Consider the following 255-nt stretch of genomic DNA (forward strand, 5'->3'; position numbering starts at 1 on the left):
GCATGATTACAAACGCCATGGTACGGCGAGTCTGTACGCGGCTTTCGACATTATGAGCGGCCAAGTCATCGGACGGATTACCCAGCGCCATCGAGCCAAGGAGTTTCTGGCTTTTCTGCAACAGATTTAACGCAACACGCCCGCCGGACTGGATCTGCATGTGATTTTAGATAACAGTTCGACCCACAAAACGGCTGCAATCAAGCAGTGGCTGGAAAAGCATCCGCGTTTCAAATTGCACTTCACACCGACCAG

1 pseudogene is annotated in these 255 nt (G+C 51.8%); it reads left to right on the forward strand.

Annotation, left to right across the window (positions count from 1 at the left end):
* A pseudogene (locus AACY52_RS31995) lies at positions 1–255 on the forward strand (transposase); the annotation flags it as partial.

The sequence above is a fragment of the Pseudomonas sp. EA_65y_Pfl1_P113 genome (assembly GCF_963970525.1).
Classification (GTDB): Bacteria; Pseudomonadota; Gammaproteobacteria; order Pseudomonadales; family Pseudomonadaceae; genus Aquipseudomonas; species Aquipseudomonas tritici.